The organism is Camelimonas sp. FR25 (assembly GCF_059740505.1).
Genome location: NZ_JCAWFG010000076.1, coordinates 16,555 through 31,464 on the forward strand (window position 1 = coordinate 16,555; position 14,910 = coordinate 31,464).

Below are 14,910 nucleotides of genomic sequence, written 5' to 3' on the forward strand. Positions count from 1 at the left end.
CATCCGCTCGCTGCACCGAGATGCAGAGCCCATGTCGATCCTGAGCGATTGGCACATACTGTCATGAATACACCGCGCAATCAGGGAGGCGCCCCATGGCCAAGGTGTTTGTAACCGGCATATCCCGCGGCTTTGGCCGTGATCTGGCGCAGGAACTTCTTGCGGCTGGCCATGAGGTGGTGGGCACGACCCGTAATGGCGCAGCGCCATTTGAGCATGCGCGCCTGCATGTGCTGGCGCTGGATGTCACCGACGCCGCTCAGGTCCACAACGTCGTCAATGCGGCGGTGAGCCATATGGGCGGGCTTGATATTGTGATCAATAACGCCGGCGCCGGCCATGTCGGGGCGATTGAGGAGGCCTCGCTGCGCGAGCTTGAGCAGCAGATGCAGGTGAATTTTTACGGCGCGTTTCATGTCATTCAGGCGGCGCTACCGCATTTGCGCGCCCAAGGCAGCGGCAAGATCGTCAATTTCTCGTCTGTCGCCGGGCTCGCCGCGCCTGGCGGCTATGGCCTCTATGCCGCCGCCAAATTTGCGCTTGAAGGCCTGTCGGAGGCGCTGGAGCAGGAAGTGCAGCCGTTCGGCATCACCGTGACCATCGTCGAACCGGGCCGCTTCCGCACCGAATTTCTCTCGGACAAATCGGTTAGCAAATCGGAGCGGGTGATCGCCGATTATGCCCAGACAATCGTCGGCCTGATGCGGACGCATGTCGCCCATGGCGACGGCAACCAGCGCGGCGATCCGGTGAAGGCGGTGCGGGTGTTGCTGCAGGCGCTCGACAGCACGCCGCCGCCCCTGCGCCTCGTGCTTGGCCCCGACGCTTATGACCGGATCGCCTCGCGCAATGAGCGCTTCAACGCCGAACTGGAGCAATGGCGCGCTGCGGCCACCGCGACCGACCTGTCCAGTTGAGCGGCGACCTTACCCGCAAGCCGCGCCGGGGATGATGTCCGCCCCGGGCGCTATACCAGGCCGCGAAGAGGCTGACGCATCCGCGACCGGCATCGCTCAGTCGCCGCACGGGAAAGACCTGAATCCGATGGGTCATGCTCATCGGATTCTGGATATTGGGCGCCACGTCGTTCCATAGGGAGCTGTCGCTGCACCTCTGACCTCTCGCGGGCCAATAGGGAGCGTGGTGTGGGGGCTTCCACGCCCGAACTGTGCCGGCGCGCTCGCCGCACGGCGCCGCCGCGTGATGCACGCATCCCAAAGGCGCGCGGCGACCTGGCCAGCGTCGCATTGCCGGCGTCCGCACTGGCGGCGCGGCGCGCGCCCTGTTACCATGCGGAACGAACCGGAAACACATGCGGCCTGCGCCGCTGTTGCGGAACAGGCAATGAGCGACGCGCGCCCGACATTCTATGAGTTTTTCGCAGGCGGCGGCATGGCCCGCGCCGGGCTGGGCGATGGCTGGCGCTGTGCGTTCGCCAATGACTTCGACCACAAGAAGGCTCTGACCTACCAGGCGAACTGGGGCGCGCCTGGCGTGATCAAGGTCGGCGACATTCGCCAGATATCCACCGATTCGCTGCCCGGGGTCGCCGACCTCGCCTGGGCGTCGTTCCCCTGCCAGGATCTGTCGCTGGCTGGCAATGGCGCGGGCCTCAGGGGCGAGCGTTCGGGAACGTTCTATCCATTCTGGGACATCGTCGGCGCCCTTGCCGCCGAAGGCCGGGCCCCGCGCATCGTGGCGCTGGAGAATGTCACTGGCGCCCTCACCTCGCACGGCGGGCAGGATTTCGCCGCCATGTGCCAGACCTTCGCCAGCCATGGCTATGCCTGTGGCGCGCTGGTGATCGACGCCGTGCAATTCGTGCCGCAGTCGCGCCCCCGCCTGTTTGTCATCGGCCTGCGCAAGGATCTGGCGCCGCCGCCAGGACTGATCGCCCCAGGCGCCGTCGAACCGTTCCACACCCGCAGCTTGCAGAACGCCATGGCCCGCCTGTCAGATGAGGCGCGGGCCAACTGGCTGTGGTGGAACATCCCCACCCCGCCGCTGCGTAATCAGGCCTTCGCCGATCTGGTCGAGGACAATCCGGCCAGCGTCGCCTGGCACACGGCGGCGGAAACCAGGGCGCTGATGGCCAAGATGTCGCCGGTCAATCTGGCCAAGGTCGACGCCGCCCGCCGCGCCGGGCGGCGCATGGTCGGCGCCATCTACAAGCGCACGCGGCTCGACGCCAGCGGCGCCAAGGTGCAGCGCGCCGAGGTGCGTTTCGATGACGTCGCCGGCTGCCTGCGTACGCCGGCCGGCGGCTCCAGCCGCCAGGTGATCATGGTGGTGGATGGAGCCCGCATCCGCACCCGGCTGATCTCCGCCCGCGAGACGGCGCGGCTGATGGGCCTGCCAGATGATTACCGGCTGCCGCGCAATTACAATGAGGCCTACCATCTGACCGGCGACGGCGTGGCCGCGCCCGTAGTGCGCCACCTGGCGCAGCATCTGTTTGAGCCCTTGCTGGGCGTTCGGGCGACGGCCGCGGATGAGGTCACGACCGGAGCCCGGCAGGACTCTGGCCAGGAGGCCGGCGCGTGAGCGCTGGCGGCGATGCGCTGTCCCTGTTTCCAGATGAGCTGGCGCGTGCGCCGTTTGGCGCTGAGGCTGACGGCGCAGGGCCAGCCGTTGGGAGTCCAACGCCGCAAGCGCCACTGGCGGCAGGGCGCTTCAAGGACAATGACGCCGCCCCGCCCTTCGAGACCGACGATCTGCGACGCAATCTGGCGGTGTTTCTCGACACGCCTTTCACCGATCCGGCCGGCGGCGAGACGCTGCCCGTCGGTAACTGGCGCTGGGGCGTCTACGCCTTTTACGATTACGACGGCGAGCCGATTTATGTCGGCCAGACCAATGAGCGGCTGCGCACCCGCATCCGCCGCCACCTGACCAACCAGCGCACCGATGCGGTGGCCATGTCGGTGCTCGATCCGTTTGAAGTGTTTGAGATCGAGGTGTGGCCGCTGCCGCAATTGCAAGGAGTGGCGCGCGCCGACGCAGGCGCCCGCGACATGCTCAATGCGCTGGAACATGTGGTCTACGCCAGGGCGCTGGCGGGCAGCGCTTTTGGCGCCGTGCTGAACGAAAAAGACCCGCCAACGCCGCGTTTCGCCATCGAGGCGCCGGCGTCTTGTCGCGGCCGCATCGTCTCGGACGCCGTGGCCGCTATCCGCGCCCACCCGGATTTCCGCATCGCGCGCCGGGCGCTGGTGATCGCCCGGCTGGCGCAGGTTATCTCCGAGCGCAAGGTTCAGGGGGGCCTGCGCCGGGTGCTGACCACCCAGGCCCGGCGCCTGCAATGGCTGGCCGAGCGGCGCTATCTGGCGCTGGGGGGGCCCGCCACGGTCGAAACTGCCGATGCCGCTGAAGAAACCTGAGAAGGCGCCAAACGCGGAACGCAGCCGGGTCATGCGTGCGGTGAAAGGCGCCGACACCCGCCCGGAAATGCTGGTGCGCCAGCTGTTGCACGGCATGGGCTACCGATTCCGCCTGCATCGCAAGGACCTGCCAGGCTCGCCCGATCTGGTGTTTCCGGGCCGGCGCAAGGTGATCTTCATCCATGGCTGCTTCTGGCACGGCCATGATTGCCCTCGCGGCGCCCGCACGCCTGCGGCCAATGCCGATTACTGGCGCAGCAAGATCAGCCGCAATGTCGCCCGGGACGCAGCGTCGCTACAGGCCTTGCAGCAATTGGGCTGGCGTCCGCTGGTCGTCTGGGAGTGCCAGCTGAAGCAGCGCGACCGGCTGGAGCTGGTGGCGCGGCTGAAGGCGTTTCTCGACGCTCCCGCGAGTTCCACACCCTTCCGCGCCCCCTGATACCAGAACCCGATGAGTATGACTCATCGGGTTCTGGTTAAGCCCGTGCGGCGCCTGAGCATCCGTGACCTGCAAAGCTCAAGCCTGCCAGTTGGTGACCGCGGCGCACGCGCTCGCTAGCCATGGCCGCAATGTGCGGGCGCAGGCGCCGCCCCTCACCCACCCCTCGGCCCGAACAGGATGATCGCCGCGCCACACAAACAGACGATGGCCCCGGCGATGTCCCATCGGTCAGGGCGGACGCCTTCGAACGCCCATAGCCAGGCCAGCGACGCCATGATGTAGACGCCGCCATAGGCGGCATAGGCGCGGCCCGCCGCTTCGCTGTCGACCAGCGTCAGCAGCCAGGCGAAAAGCGCCAGCGACGCCATGCCCGGCGCCAGCCACCAGATGCTGCGCCCCAGCTTCAGCCAGGCCCAGAAAGCGAAACAGCCGGCGATCTCGGCCAACGCTGCGCCGATGTAAATCGGGATGCTCATCAGTCGTCTGGGTCCGCCCGGTTTGAGGCCAGGGCGCCATGGGCATTACCTGGCAGGTTCTGGTCAATCCCATGCGGCGCTTGGCTTTGCAGGTCGCAGATACGTCGGCGGTTTCGCCGCCAGGTGTCAATCGTGCATTCATGCAAGCGGGGTTTTGCGCGCGAATGCAAGCCTGTCTCTGGCGCAAATGGCGTGCGGCCGCCACATTCCCTGCATCTGGCCTGTAGCGGGCGGGGCGTTGCGCTCTGCCCTTGCAGGCGTTGTCCGGCCACGCTGCGTGGCGCGGCTGTTGCGCCAAAGGCGCGGGCATCCAACACGACAGGCGCAGACGCCCCGCATCATGGCGGAGCAACGCGCCAGGGAACGACGTGATGAAGAAGATCGGCTTTCTGTCCTTTGGCCATTGGGCGCCGTCGCCGCATTCAGGCACACGATCGGCTGGCGACGCGCTGTTGCAGTCGATTGACCTTGCGGTTGCGGCGGAGGAGCTGGGCGCTGACGGCGCCTATTTCCGCGTGCATCATTTCGCCCGGCAGCTGGCCTCGCCGTTCCCGCTGCTCGCCGCTGTCGGCGCGCGCACCAGCCGCATCGAGATCGGCACGGCGGTGATCGACATGCGCTATGAGAACCCGCTCTACATGGCGGAGGACGCTGGCGCCGCGGACCTGATCTCGGGCGGCCGGCTGCAACTAGGCCTCAGCCGGGGATCGCCAGAGCAGGTGATCGATGGCTGGCGCTTCTTCGGCTACGCCCCCAAGGAGGGGGAGACCGACGCCGATCTCGGCCGCCGCCACGCCGAGGTGTTTCTGCATGTGCTGAAGGGCGAAGGCTTCGCCACGCCCAATCCGCAACCGATGTTCCCCAATCCGCCCGGCCTGTTGCGGCCTGAGCCACATTCCGAAGGACTGCGCGAGCGCATCTGGTGGGGCTCGGCCTCGAACGCCACCGCCATCTGGGCGGCGCAGAAGGGCATGAATCTGCAGAGCTCGACACTGAAAGAGGACGAAAGCGGCGAGCCGTTCCACGTGCAGCAGGCGAAGCAGATCCGCGCCTATCGCGCAGCGTGGAAAGAGGCGGGACATACGCGCGAGCCGCGCGTCTCAGTGTCGCGCTCGATCTTTGCGCTCACCGATGATCGCGACCGGGCCTATTTCGGCCAGAGCAAGGACGAGGACAGCATCGGCATGATCGACGCGCAGATGCGCGCCATTTTCGGCAGATCCTACGCCGCCGAGCCTGACCGGCTGGTCGAGCAGCTGCGCCAGGATGAGGCCATCGCCGAAGCCGACACGCTGCTGCTCACCGTGCCAAACCAGCTCGGCGTCGATTACAACGCCCATGTGATCGAGATGATCCTCAAACACGTCGCCCCGGCGCTGGGCTGGCGTTAACGGCGCACGGGGCCGGGGCATCGCTGCCCTGGCCCCGTCATGCCTGTCGGCGTCAGGCCGCAGCGCGACCGCGCGGGTCAGTGGCTTCGGCGAAGGCGCAGGTGTGGTGATAGGCGTCGCCGTAGAGCGTGTCATAGACCTTGAGGCGACGGAAATAATGGCCGATGACGCATTCTTCGGTCATGCCCATGCCGCCGTGCAGCTGGATGCCCTGGGCGCCGATGAAGAAGCCGGCGCGGCCAATGCGCGCCTTGCTGGCCGACACCAGGGCGCGGCGCGCCTCGGCGTCATCCAGCTCCAGCGCCGCAAGGCCGTGCATCAGGCTGGCGCGGGCCAGCTCAAGCTCAACAAACATGTCGGACAGGCGGTGCTGCAGCGCCTGGAAATCGGCCAGCGCCTGACCAAACTGCTTGCGGGTGCGCAGATAATCGCGCGTCACCCACAGGGCCTGCTCCATGGCGCCCAGCGCGTCGGCGCTGGCCACCATGATGACCCGCGCCGTCATGGCGTCGATAGCGGCGAAGCCCTCGCCCTCTACACCGAGCAGTGCATCGGCGCCCAGCCGCACATTGTTGAGCACCAGATCGGCGACCTGCTGGTTGTCGATGGTGCGATAGCGCTTCACCTCAAGGCCTGAGGCGTCGGCTGGCACGCGGAACAACGACAGGCCGGCGCGCGCATCATCGGCGCCTGAGGTGCGGGCGGACACCAGGAAGGCGTCGGCCGCACAGGCGCCGATCACCATGCATTTCAGGCCATCCACCACCCAGCCGTCGCCGTCCTTGCGGGCCCGCGTGGTCACCCATTCAACCTTGCCGCGCGCTTCCGGCTCATCATGGGCCACGGCGAGCACGGTCTCGCCTGCGATCAGCTGCGCCAGCGCATCGCCCGCGCCCAATTGCGCCAGCAGGGCCGCCGGCGCCACGGCGCAGCCGATGAACGGCTCATGCACCAGGCCACGTCCCAGCTCTTCGGCCACCACGGCCAGATCGGCGGCGGAGCCGCCATAGCCGCCCAGCTCTTCAGCGACGCCGAGGCCGGTCCAGCCCATGTCGACGAAGGCCGAAAGGGTGGCCCGGATCGTTTCACGGTCGAGCGGCCGCTTCTTCAGATTGCCGAAGCCATCATGCTTGCGGGCGAAGGCGGCGGCGCTGTCGGCCAGCATGCGCTGGTCGTCATTGCGCACGGCGTGGCTGGCGGTCTCGCCGCGCAACAGCAGCCGCGCCAGAATATTGCGCTGCACCTCGCTGGAGCCGCCATAGATGGTGGCGGCGCGCATGAACAGGAAATCGCCCATGGTGTCGACGCCGTGGGCGTGGCCCGGCAGATAGGCGCCGTCGCGCTCATGCGGCTCGGGATAGAACGCCGCGCCATAGGCGCCCAGCGTCTCCACCATCATGCGCAGGATCTCCTGCTGCAGGCGAGTGCCTTCCAGCTTGAGCACAGATGGCAGGCCAGCGTCGCCGCTGTCATCGCCGAGCGCCAGCATCACCGCCTCCTCAAGGGCGATGAGATCGATCTCGACTTGGGCGATGCGGTGGCGCAGATCATCGCTGTCGATTAGCGGCTTGCCCCAGCGCTTCTCGGTCTGGGCCATCTGCTTGAGCAGGCCGAGATTGCGCTTGTTGCGCGGCACATTGGCCGTGGCGACGCGCTCATTGCCGAGCAGCCATTTGGCGTAGTCCCAGCCCTTGTTCTCTTCGCCAACCAGCTGGTCGGCGGGAACTTTCACATTGTCGAAGAACACCTCGCACAGGCTGACGCCGCCATCGATCGACTGGATAGGCCGCACGGTGACGCCAGGCGATTTGAGGTCGACCAGCAGAAAGGAGATGCCCTTCTGCGGCTTGGCCTCGGTATCGGTGCGCACCAGGCAGAAGATCCAGTCGGAGAAATGCGACTGCGAGTTCCAGATCTTCTGGCCATTGACGATGTAATGGTCGCCCTCGCGCACGGCGCGGGTGCGCAGCGAAGCAAGGTCAGAGCCCGAGCCCGGCTCGGAGAAACCCTGGGACCAGTACAGGCGACCTTCGCGAATGTCGGGCAGGAACCGCTGTTTCTGCTCCGGCGTGCCAAATTTGGCGATGACCGGGCCAACCAGCGCCACGCCCTGAATATTGTGCACGGGGGCGCCGGCGGCCACCAGCTCCGCCTCGAAGATGTAGCGCTGCATGGCGGTCCAGCCCGTGCCGCCCTCCTCCACCGGCCAGCCAGGCACGGACCAGCCCTTCCGCGACAGGATGGCCGAAATCTCCAGCATGTCGGCGCGACTGGGGTGAACCACGGTGAGATTGCGGCGGGTCAGGTCTTCCGGGAGGTTTTCGGCCAGCCAGGCGCGCACTTCCTGCCGGAACATCTCGTCGGTCTTCGGCGATGCTGCGTTCATGATTTCCTCCCGTCATCGACCGCTGGGCGGCGCGGGTTTGCTGTTGTTATTGCGTTTTTGACCAGGATGCGAAGATGGCGACGCATCCGCATCCTGAAATGCTCAGGCGCCGCACGGGCTTAACCAGACCCCGATGGGGCATGCTCATCGGGTCTGGGATTATGCTACGCCAGAACAGGCGACGCGCCAGCCTTTGGAAGGGGCCGGCGCGGACCATTCAGCGCGTAATGCCGGGATGCGAAAATGCTGACGCATCCGCATCCTGAATAGCGCCCGGCACCGTCGTCCGCCTGCGCGACCGACGACGCCATGGCGCTTGCGGCAGGATTACTCCGCCGCCTGCCGGGTCTGGCCCGGGCGGCGGGTGGCGCCGGCCGCGGCGAGCGCCCGCTGGCGCGCCTGGTCCATCGGATACAGGCGGTTCATCATCAGGCGCTGGGCCGGCAGACCGCCGCCGGCCTGCAACGCCACCACGAACTGCCAGCCGCCATAAGCGTCGGCAGTGAGGTCGCGGATCATGTTGTAGACGCGCATGCGGGTCTCAACATCGACGGTCTTCTTGGTCGCCAGATACTTCAGGATGTATTTGCCGGATTCCGGATTGCGCAGGTCGCTTTCCAGCGGCAGCGTCAGCACCAGGCCGCCGGACAGATCATGCAGATATTTGACCGTCTGGTGGAAGTTGGCGGCGTAGTAATACTTGGCGGCGTTGATGCCGAGGGTGTTGGGATGCACCATGCCCGAGGGCGTGGTCTCATAGTGACGCAGCGAATAGTCGAGCGACATGCGCAGCATCTCGGCATAGGTGATCAGCTCGGCGATCGAGCTCTGGGCGATTGCGTCGTTCTCCTTGCCCTGCATCTCGGTGACCAGCTGGGCGAGGCCGACGAACAGCTCCGACATGCGCACCGCTTCGATGACGCCGCCGGTGCGCTCCCACAGGCCGAGCGACTGGGCCAGCTTGGAGGCCAGCTGCACTTCGCCGGCGAGGAACACGCGCTCCCACGGCACGAACACGTCGTCGAAGATCACCATGCCTTCCGGCATCGAGTGATGCGAGGACGCCGGATAGTCGAAGGCGTTCAGTTCCGCCGGCGCAAACGAGCGGTTGATGATCTTGACGCCAGGGGTGTTGACCGGGATCGAGAATGACACCGCGTAATCGGTCTCATCCTGACGCATGCCCTTGGTCGGCATCACCACCAGCTCATGGATGCAGGAGGCGGCGGTGATGTGCAGCTTGGCGCCGCGCACCACGATGCCATCCTTACGGCGCTCAACGATGCGGACATACATGTCCGGATCGTCCTGCTCATGGGCGCGACGCTTGCGGTCGCCCTTGGGGTCGGTGATCACCTCGGCGCCGCGCAGGTCGTTGTCGCGGCAATATTTGTAAATACGCTCGATGTTGTCGGCGTACATTGGATTGACGGCGCGGATGTCGTCAACGCACTGCAACAGCGCCATGAACACGCCCGACACGGCGGTGCCGATCGAGGTGTGCATCAGCATGTCGACGCGGGTCTGCAGGTCTTCCGCGGTGCGCGGCACCTGATAGATGCGGTGCGCTTCCGATCCGTCTTCCGTGGTGTAGCGGCGCAGATGGCCGAGGTCCGGGTCGTTGTATTCGTAGTCATGGGCGATCAGCGCCAGCGGCACGCGGAAGCGGGCGTTCTGGGTGATGTCGGGAATATCCTCGCCGTCCCAATAGGTGACGCGCCCGTCGCGCAGGGATTCATAGTATTGTTCAGGCGTTTTCAGAGCCATAACGTCTCTCCAGGACTGCGTTTCCAGATATTGGACTTCGTGTTTGGACGTGGGGGGCGACCGCGGCCGCCCCGGTTAACCAGGCGCCTGCACGCTCTTGCGTAGCAACGGCTTGTTGATCTTGTTGGCGCCGCTCAGCGGCAACGGCTCGGTGCGCAGATCGACGGAGCGCGGGCATTTGTAACCGGCTATGCGGCTGCGGCAGTGGGCGATCACCGCCTCTTCCGTAAGGTCGGCGCCCGGGGCCATGGCGATGATGGCGTGCACCTGCTCGCCCCAGCGCGGATGCGGCACGCCGATCACCGCGCATTGCGACACGCCCGGCAAGGAATAGATGACGTCCTCGACCTCGGAGGAATAGACGTTCTCGCCGCCGGTGATGATCATGTCCTTGAGGCGGTCGACCAGATAGACAAAGCCTTCCGCATCCTGGTAACCGAGATCGCCGGTGTGCAGCCAGCCGTCGCGGATGGTGCGGGCGGTCAGTTCCGGTTCGCGCCAGTAGCCCAGCATCACCGTCGGGCCGCGCACCCCAATCTCCCCCATCTCGCCAGGCGGCAGCGGCGCGCCGTCGGGATCGAACACCGCCACATCCAGCCCGGTCAGCGCCCGGCCACAGGATTTCACCTTGCCCTCATGGCGGTGGGTCGAGACGTAACGCGAAGGCAGCGCGGTGCAGGAGGCGGTCGCTTCGGTCATGCCGTAGCAATGGATGAAATGCGCCTCCGGCATCAAAGCCAGCGCCTCATTCAGCAGGCTTTCCGGCATGGGCGCCGCGCCATAGAGAAGCGTGCGCAGGCTGCTCAGATCATTGTCGCGGCTGGCCGGATCGTCGAGCACCATGCGCAGCATGGTCGGCACCAGCGAGGTCACGGTCACGCCATAGGCGCTGATGGCGCGCGCCACCGGGGCTGGCTCGAATTTCGGCAACAGCACGATACGCCCGCCGGCGACCATGGCCGGAATGCAGATGCCAGCGGCCCCGACATGGAACAGCGGGCCGGAAATCAGCGCCACGCTCTCCTCATCCAGCCTGATGGCGGCGGCATAGCTCACGGCGCTGTAAAGAATATTGGCATGGGTGTGCATCACGCCCTTGGGGGCGCCGGTGCTGCCGCTGGTATAAAACAGCGCCGCCACATCATCGCCGCCGCGACCACGATCTGGCGCAGGCGACGCCGCCGCCAGTAACTCCTCATAGGCCAGCATGCCAGCCGGGGTCGGCCCGTCGCCCGCATGGATAAGGCAGGCGACGCCCGCCGCCGCCGCAACCTGGGCGCCCAGCTCCGCCCAGGCGTCGTCAACGATCAGCACATTGGCCCCGGCGTGGCTGACGATGGCCACAAGCTCCGGCAGGGCAAGGCGGAAGTTGAGCGGCGTGAACACGCCGCCGCCCCATGGAACGCCGAAGTAGAATTCCAGATAGCGGTGGCTGTTATTGGCCAGCATGCAGATGCGGTCGCCATCTTTCATGCCGAGGCCTTGCAACGCGCCGGCGAGGCGCGTCGCCCGCTCGGCGAACTGCAGCCAGGTCAGGCTGATGTCGCCATCGACCACGGCGGTCGCCCCGCCGCGCAGCCGGACGCAGCGCTGCAGCGCCTGCGACAGCCGCAAGCCAGCTGCGACGCCGCCATGCGGTGCGGCCAGCGCCAGCCAGGGAGCCAGTTGGGCGGCCAATGCCGTGTCGCCTGCCCCGCCCAGGCCGTCTCCGCTTTGCTCAACGGCAGCCAGCGCTGCTTCCGCCATGGCGTTCCCCCGATCGCTGTTGTTGTTGACCGTTGTTGTGAGCGTGCGGCCCCGCGTCCTGCGACGTCATCGGCCATACCACCGCGCCGGACCGGAACCCGGCGCAGCATTGCTGCATATCCCTGCGCCAGCGCCGCCTCGTGCGCGACCACGAAACCGCTGGCGCACGCCTGACCGGAACGGCGCAAGCCTGGTCTTAGCCGCAGGCGACGCGCAAGTTTGCGCTGGTCCGCGGCCCAGGCTGGCGCGCATCGTCGTGCAAGGCGCGCATCTGCGCGAAATCCACCACCTGGCGCCCGAGCGTGCGCAACTGCTGGTCAAGCGCCTCGTCAAGGCAACGACCGTCGGCGTCGAACACCGGCGTCACGGCGCTGAAAGCCGCCGCCATCGGCGTCGGCCAGCCGCGCAGGGCGTGGACGATGCTGCGCATCGCGGTCAGCGTCGTGCCCATGGCCTGGGCGCCATAGGCGCTGACGATGCAGCCGACTGCGCGACCATCGAGATAAGGCGCGGCCTCACCGCGCAGATCCTCGATATAATCGAGCGCGTTTTTCAGCAGTCCGGACAGCGAGCCATGATAGCCAGGGGACGCGATGATCACCCCGTCGGCCCGGCGGATGGCGTCGATATAGCGGGTGATCGCTTCGGTGCGCGTGTCATCTTCGGCGCCATACATCGGCAGGTTCAGATCGGGACCGGTGAAAATCATGGTGTCCGCGCCAGCGGCGGCGGCGTGCGACAGGGCGACCCTCAATGCGAGTTCCGACGATGAATTCTGGCGGGTGGTGCCGCCTACGCCAACGATGAGGGGTCGGGTCATCTGCAGTCTCTCCCTTCCGCCCGAACGGAGCGGTGCCGTTGTGCGACGTTGCGACGTTGCGACGCCGCCATTTGGCTTCAAAATAAGATAACTTATGTTATTGTCAATCCGCTGCCTGTGCATTTTCTGCTGCTCCCCGCAGGCGGTATGGAAGGCAACGCCTTGAAATCGTGTGCCTTTCTTGAAACACAACGACATGAAACCTGGCGTCTGGGCGCCGCCCACGCCGCGCTGAAGCGCCTGGACAATGGCGCAGCGGCCTTTCGCTGGCGCGCTGTTGTCCGGACGATCAATTGATACATCAGGCGTTTGCGTTAGGACTTGTGCGCCCCGCACAAAGTCGTCAAGCGCATGCACGGGTGCTATGACGCCCACGCCTGTAAGGAAGGAACCCGGCCGGATGACGAATGCTTTTCCGCTCAAGGCGCGCAATGCTGAGACGGAAACCCGCGCCCGCCCGGCGCGCGGTCGCGCCCGCGCCGATGGGCGCCTGACGCGGGAGAACTGGCTCGACGCCGGCCAGCACATCCTGCGCAAACAGGGCATTTCCGCCGTCAAGCTGGCGGCGCTGACCAGGCGACTTGGCGTCTCGACCGGCAGTTTCTATCACCATTTCAGTGACTTTGAGGATTACCTCGGCGCGCTGGCGGCCAGCTACAGCGTCGATAAGGTGCGCGGCGTTCTCGACCGCACCTCGTTTGACGATCCTGACCCGCTCAGCCGGGTGCGGGAGCTGGCGCGGCTAAGCATCGTCGAAGGCACGTTCGAACTCGATCGCGCCATGCGCATCTGGGCGACCATGGACCCACGCGCCGCCGCCACCGTGCGCGAGGCGGAGGCCCAGGTGCTGGCCTTCCTTAAGGAAGCCTTTCACGACCTCGGCTTTGACGACGCCGAGGCCGAGGTGCGCTCGCGCATCCTGATGTCGGTCAACATCGCGCAATTGCAACTGTTCGATGGCGGCGGGCGCCGGCGATTCTTCAAGCAGGCGATGGATCTGCTGGCGCGGCCCTGAGCGGCGGGACGCTGTCAGGGCGCGTCCCCGCGCGGGCCTGACCTCCGCCTGCCTGGTGGATGCTGCGCCTCACACCAGGCCGCGAAAATGCAGGCGCATCCGCGACCTGACATGCTCCGTCGCCGCACAGGTTTGACCAGAACCCGATGAGCCATGTTCACCGGGTTCTGGCGTCAGTTGCGGCGCAGCAGTTCGACCCGTCGGTTCTGCGCCCGGCCCGCGTCATTGGCGTTGCTGGCGACCGGCGCGCTCATGCCCTTGCCGGCGGCGGTCAGCCGGCTGGCCTCCACGCCCTCGGCGACCAGCGCCGCCACCACCGCTCTGGCGCGGGCGTCAGACAGTCTGAGATTGCACTCCGGCCCGCCCTGGTCATCGGTATGGCCGACCACCTCCAGCTTCAGCGCCGGATTGGCCTTCAGCAGGCTGGCGATCTGTTGCAGCTGATCTGCCGACTGAGGTTTGATGTCGGCCTTGTCGACGTCAAACAGCACGCCGTAGAGGCTAACCGCGCCTTTTGCGTCCAGCTGGCTCTTCAGGCTGTCGGCGCCGACGACGCTGATCTGGTTGGTCGGCATGGCGGTGGACTCAATCACCCGGACGATGACATGGCCCGGCTTGTCCGTGCCGCCCGTGATGGCGATGGCGATATGCGCCGTAGCGCCGCCAGCGTCGCCGACGCCGTAAATGTAGCGCGCCTTCGGATCATTGAAGAGGTTACGTACGAGGCCGACGCTAAGCCCTGGCATGGCGGTCGGGGTGTCAAGCAGCAGGCCCAGCGCCACGCCCGGCTCCTGTTTGCCGCCGATGAAGCACGAGCCGTCGACCACCGTGCAGTTAAATTTCACCTCGACGCCCCGTGCCTTCAGGCTGTCGAGGAAATTGCGCTGCACCGCCAGCGAGCTTACGCCTGCAGGAATGCGATAATACAGATAGCGGATCTTGCCTTCGAGGCGGCTCCAGCCCTCGCCATTGACATCGCGCGGCGAGGCCTTCACCGGCCCCGCCATGATCCAGGCTTCATCATAGTCCACAGTGCTGTCAGCGAGTTGCTCACCGCCATTGTAGCTGCCGACTAGCGGATGGTCCGCCGCCTGCGCGCCTGGCGCCGCAAGGGCCAACGCCAGGCTGAGGAAGCCAGCCACAGCAGCGAGGCCAACGCCCCGCCGCAGGACGCGTCGCGCATCGGACAAGCAGAGCGGCGGCTTGTCCCACGGCAAGCAGACGCGCGGCGTTGCAGCACGCGACTTCTGACGCATGCGGCGCCACGGACGGCAAACGTCCCATCATATCCTCCAGACAACATTCCCACCCACGCCACGTAACGGCGCATTTGGTCAAATGTATCAGGGCGAATGGCGCTGGGTCCATGTGCACACGGCAGCTAACCTTATGGGCGATGCGTATTTGTGTCTTCCTTGACCCTCAGTGCGATCAAAACACTGCGAACAGCGTCGCCAATGCGCTGACATCCCGTGTCAGCCGCCGGG

The 14,910-nt window shown here is 66.3% G+C and carries 13 protein-coding genes; 7 read left to right on the forward strand and 6 right to left on the reverse strand.

The genetic code is table 11. The features are described 5' to 3' along the window. Positions 1-95: 95 nt before the first annotated feature. The 4 genes from AC6A67_RS08905 (at position 96) to AC6A67_RS08920 (ending at position 3,819) form a co-directional block, all read left to right on the forward strand. Positions 96-917, forward strand: a complete 822-nt coding sequence (locus AC6A67_RS08905; protein WP_498036198.1) for an oxidoreductase — start codon at positions 96-98, stop codon at positions 915-917. Between the two features lie 427 nt (positions 918-1,344). Further along, entirely contained in the window at positions 1,345-2,544 is a 1,200-nt protein-coding gene (locus tag AC6A67_RS08910; RefSeq protein ID WP_498036199.1) for a DNA cytosine methyltransferase, read from the forward strand. Then, positions 2,541-3,380, forward strand: coding sequence for a GIY-YIG nuclease family protein (locus AC6A67_RS08915; protein ID WP_498036200.1), 840 nt, complete (start codon positions 2,541-2,543; stop codon positions 3,378-3,380). The genes AC6A67_RS08910 and AC6A67_RS08915 overlap by 4 nt, the downstream gene beginning before the upstream one ends. Continuing rightward, positions 3,361-3,819 (forward strand): very short patch repair endonuclease, encoded by a 459-nt coding sequence (locus tag AC6A67_RS08920; RefSeq protein ID WP_498036201.1) that lies wholly within the window; start codon positions 3,361-3,363, stop codon positions 3,817-3,819. Before AC6A67_RS08915 ends, AC6A67_RS08920 begins: the two co-directional genes overlap by 20 nt. A gap of 155 nt (positions 3,820-3,974) precedes the next feature. On the opposite strand, the gene AC6A67_RS08925 is transcribed toward AC6A67_RS08920, so the two are convergent. Next, the gene (locus AC6A67_RS08925; RefSeq protein WP_498036202.1) at positions 3,975-4,298 is read right to left on the reverse strand and encodes a YnfA family protein; all 324 of its coding nucleotides are present in this window, start codon (positions 4,296-4,298) and stop codon (positions 3,975-3,977) included. Between the two features lie 371 nt (positions 4,299-4,669). On the opposite strand from AC6A67_RS08925, the gene AC6A67_RS08930 reads away from it, so the two are divergent. Next, a complete protein-coding gene (locus AC6A67_RS08930) occupies positions 4,670-5,689 on the forward strand; it encodes an LLM class flavin-dependent oxidoreductase (protein WP_498036203.1) in 1,020 nt (339 codons plus the stop codon). 52 nt (positions 5,690-5,741) lie between these two features. Here the strand turns inward: AC6A67_RS08930 and AC6A67_RS08935 are convergent, their stop codons facing one another. The 4 genes from AC6A67_RS08935 to AC6A67_RS08950 form a co-directional block, all read right to left on the reverse strand. Next, complete coding sequence (locus tag AC6A67_RS08935; protein WP_498036204.1) at positions 5,742-8,075, reverse strand: acyl-CoA dehydrogenase family protein; 2,334 nt, start codon at positions 8,073-8,075, stop codon at positions 5,742-5,744. Between the two features lie 327 nt (positions 8,076-8,402). Further along, the gene (locus AC6A67_RS08940) at positions 8,403-9,842 is read right to left on the reverse strand and encodes a 4-hydroxyphenylacetate 3-hydroxylase N-terminal domain-containing protein (protein ID WP_498036205.1); all 1,440 of its coding nucleotides are present in this window, start codon (positions 9,840-9,842) and stop codon (positions 8,403-8,405) included. Between the two features lie 75 nt (positions 9,843-9,917). After that, positions 9,918-11,588, reverse strand: a complete 1,671-nt coding sequence (locus AC6A67_RS08945; protein WP_498036206.1) for an acyl-CoA synthetase — start codon at positions 11,586-11,588, stop codon at positions 9,918-9,920. A gap of 196 nt (positions 11,589-11,784) precedes the next feature. Beyond that, positions 11,785-12,408 carry an NADPH-dependent FMN reductase gene (locus AC6A67_RS08950; protein ID WP_498036207.1) on the reverse strand — a complete coding sequence of 208 codons (624 nt, stop codon included), beginning with the start codon at positions 12,406-12,408 and terminating at the stop codon, positions 11,785-11,787. A gap of 147 nt (positions 12,409-12,555) precedes the next feature. Between AC6A67_RS08950 and AC6A67_RS08955 the strand changes: the two genes are divergently transcribed. Continuing rightward, positions 12,556-12,705 carry a hypothetical protein gene (locus AC6A67_RS08955; protein ID WP_498036208.1) on the forward strand — a complete coding sequence of 50 codons (150 nt, stop codon included), beginning with the start codon at positions 12,556-12,558 and terminating at the stop codon, positions 12,703-12,705. A 103-nt stretch (positions 12,706-12,808) separates the two neighbouring features. Continuing rightward, positions 12,809-13,423, forward strand: a complete 615-nt coding sequence (locus AC6A67_RS08960) for a TetR/AcrR family transcriptional regulator (RefSeq protein WP_498036209.1) — start codon at positions 12,809-12,811, stop codon at positions 13,421-13,423. Between the two features lie 173 nt (positions 13,424-13,596). Here AC6A67_RS08960 and AC6A67_RS08965 read toward each other — a convergent pair whose 3' ends face one another. After that, complete coding sequence (locus tag AC6A67_RS08965) at positions 13,597-14,565, reverse strand: OmpA family protein (protein WP_498036210.1); 969 nt, start codon at positions 14,563-14,565, stop codon at positions 13,597-13,599. Between the last annotated feature and the right edge of the window lie 345 nt (positions 14,566-14,910).

What these genes read in the sequence shown, in the direction of transcription:
- AC6A67_RS08960 (WP_498036209.1), top strand. Translation starts at nt 12,809, where the DNA reads ATGACGAATGCTTTTCCGCTCAAGGCGCGCAATGCTGAGACGGAAACC.
- AC6A67_RS08920 (WP_498036201.1), top strand. Translation starts at nt 3,361, where the DNA reads ATGCCGCTGAAGAAACCTGAGAAGGCGCCAAACGCGGAACGCAGCCGG.
- AC6A67_RS08940 (WP_498036205.1), bottom strand. Translation starts at nt 9,842, where the DNA reads ATGGCTCTGAAAACGCCTGAACAATACTATGAATCCCTGCGCGACGGG.
- AC6A67_RS08910 (WP_498036199.1), top strand. Translation starts at nt 1,345, where the DNA reads ATGAGCGACGCGCGCCCGACATTCTATGAGTTTTTCGCAGGCGGCGGC.
- AC6A67_RS08925 (WP_498036202.1), bottom strand. Translation starts at nt 4,298, where the DNA reads ATGAGCATCCCGATTTACATCGGCGCAGCGTTGGCCGAGATCGCCGGC.
- AC6A67_RS08930 (WP_498036203.1), top strand. Translation starts at nt 4,670, where the DNA reads ATGAAGAAGATCGGCTTTCTGTCCTTTGGCCATTGGGCGCCGTCGCCG.
- AC6A67_RS08950 (WP_498036207.1), bottom strand. Translation starts at nt 12,408, where the DNA reads ATGACCCGACCCCTCATCGTTGGCGTAGGCGGCACCACCCGCCAGAAT.
- AC6A67_RS08945 (WP_498036206.1), bottom strand. Translation starts at nt 11,588, where the DNA reads ATGGCGGAAGCAGCGCTGGCTGCCGTTGAGCAAAGCGGAGACGGCCTG.
- AC6A67_RS08905 (WP_498036198.1), top strand. Translation starts at nt 96, where the DNA reads ATGGCCAAGGTGTTTGTAACCGGCATATCCCGCGGCTTTGGCCGTGAT.
- AC6A67_RS08935 (WP_498036204.1), bottom strand. Translation starts at nt 8,075, where the DNA reads ATGAACGCAGCATCGCCGAAGACCGACGAGATGTTCCGGCAGGAAGTG.
- AC6A67_RS08955 (WP_498036208.1), top strand. Translation starts at nt 12,556, where the DNA reads ATGGAAGGCAACGCCTTGAAATCGTGTGCCTTTCTTGAAACACAACGA.